This window comes from Coleofasciculus sp. LEGE 07092 (assembly GCF_015207375.1).
Lineage (GTDB): Bacteria > Cyanobacteriota > Cyanobacteriia > Cyanobacteriales > Coleofasciculaceae > LEGE-07092.
In genome coordinates, this window is sequence record NZ_JADEWY010000266.1 from 1 (window position 1) to 2,215 (window position 2,215).

A 2,215-nucleotide genomic window follows, 5' to 3' on the forward strand; every position below is an offset into this window, starting at 1 on the left:
GGGGGAACAGGGAGTGGGGAGTGGGGAACAGAAGTAGCTATTACCTTTCCATTTGCAAGAGGTCTATGGGTCATGGTTTTTACCAAAGAACTAATGACTAGTGATAAAGGAAGGGATTCGCACTTATTGTATAAGGTCAAAATAGGATGAGGGATATTTTTGGAGTGATGAGGGCAGCATGAGCCTAAACATCCGGTATTGGTTAGCAGAGCGCCATATTGAACTTGCCCAGCTCAAAGACACGCAGAGTGCCAAGATTGCTGGCATTGCCTTTCGCATTGCCCAGGATATGGAGGTTAAAAGTCTCAATCCTTTTGCCATCAGCACACTGACTGAGGTTTTGGAGCTGCCATTAACCGCCGCCTGGGAAATAGCTCCAGCTATCTGCCAGTTGACGGTAGGGCTGCTGCGCATTTTGAGTCGAAAAAAACCCCTAAGGCGGAATGAAGGAACCTGGCTCACCTTTCAAATTGCTTATCTTAATGCCTTACAAGGCATTTTAGAGCAAGAAGCTCACTTGAGAAGACCTTGGATGAATCGGGCACAGGTGCCTGTTGCTCCAGAGGTCAGCGAACCCCTGTTGGACTCGCAACTGACCGCTTTGCTAAAAACCCTGCGACCGGGGCGTTTGAGCGACTCTCAAGCCGAACAAGCCCTCTCCCTCGTGGCGGACTCGTTTCTGGTACAGCAGATGAACAATTTAGCGATCGCATGGTTTGTTGCCAATGGTGCAGAAGAAACTGAAGCCCGATTGTTTACCCAACGCCTGAGTAACGGACTGCCCGGTTACTTGCTGGCTGTCATTGCGGAAAACCCCCTGCCTTTGGCACAGTTACAAAAGTTCGTGCGGTTGGGACCTGGAGGGAATTGGAGAGATACAACCAACGAAGCCCCAGATCTCGAACCCTCCCCGGTTCCTTTCACAGCTCTGCCGTTGAATTTGCATCGAGAATACTATCGAGCAAAACTTTTGCAAACGCTGAGTGAACCTTTATTGGCAGAACCCTTTTCCCTGAAGGAGTTATATGTTCCCCTCAAAGGAAAGGATGTGAGCCGTCAATTCCTAGGGAGTTCAGCCAATTCAGCTCCAAAGGCTGTGGATTTGATGCAATGGGTAATATCTCAGCTTGACGATAAAACCAGTATCGCGGTGATTGAAGGGGATGCAGGTTATGGCAAGACCAGTTTCTGCCAAATTTTGGCGGAGCGGGTGGCTCGGGAGCTTTACCCAAGCTGGATGCCCATCAAAATCCAACTGCGAGACATTACCTTAGGTCAAACCTTAGAGCAGACTCTGGAGAGCGCTTTTCCCGCAGGACGCTTTACGGATGCCGATGGCTGGTTCTCCCCAACCTCACCCCCCTGTTTGCTGATTCTAGATGGTTTGAATGAACTGCCCCGTTCTCCCAAAACAGAGCGTCACCTCTGGACATTTATAGATCAGGTGATGCGATTCCATACCCAAACGCTCAGTGGAGTGGGTTTACTTCGCCACAAGATTTTACTCACCAGTCGCTCGGCAGCTCTCGATACGTTACTCACTCGCCGCTCCCGACTGAATAATAGCTTGTCCTTGTCTGCCCAACTGCGACGAATTGCGATCGCACCAATGGGACAGGAAGAATTCCGGCAGTGGTTCCAGCACTGGGCAAAACTGCAATCCAAGTCCATCGCCCAATCGTACTTTAATTTTTTGAAACACGGGGGCGTATTTCAGAAGCCGTCAACGAATAAGGAACTGGTCGGGCTGGCAAGGGGTCCACTCATGGTTTATCTGGTGGGCATTTTACATCGAGATGCCAGAGTGGATGAACGTATTTTTCAAATGGCGTCAGCCGAGGTAGCATTTGAAATCTATGATCGAATGTGTCGTTGGCTGTTGGGGGAACCTGCCATTGGTAGCGAACCCCTACCGGAGTTAATCCGGGAAGGTCTAGCCCATGCCAGCCGTTCCCTAGAAGCGATCGTTAATCTTCTAGAAGGTCGCTCTCCTCAAACTCTACGACGAATCATGCAAGTGGCAGCACTGACTATTATTCAATCTGGTCAACATCAAGGGACTCAGGAGGTAATCGAGAGCCGCCTCCTGAATAATGCGATCGCAGGACACCCCCTTCAGCCTCTGCCAGCGTTTTTCTTCCGTTCCCAGCAGGGGGGGAGTGGCAGAGCTGAGGAGCTGGGGCTGTCTCTTCTACACATCGGACGCTGCCGACGA

General features: G+C 50.6%; 1 protein-coding gene. It reads left to right on the forward strand.

Features of this window, described 5'->3' with window-relative positions:
* Positions 1–178: 178 nt before the first annotated feature.
* Positions 179–2,215, forward strand: a 2,037-nt coding sequence (locus IQ257_RS29385) for an NACHT domain-containing protein (RefSeq protein WP_193933499.1), incomplete at its 3' end; no start/stop codon positions are given.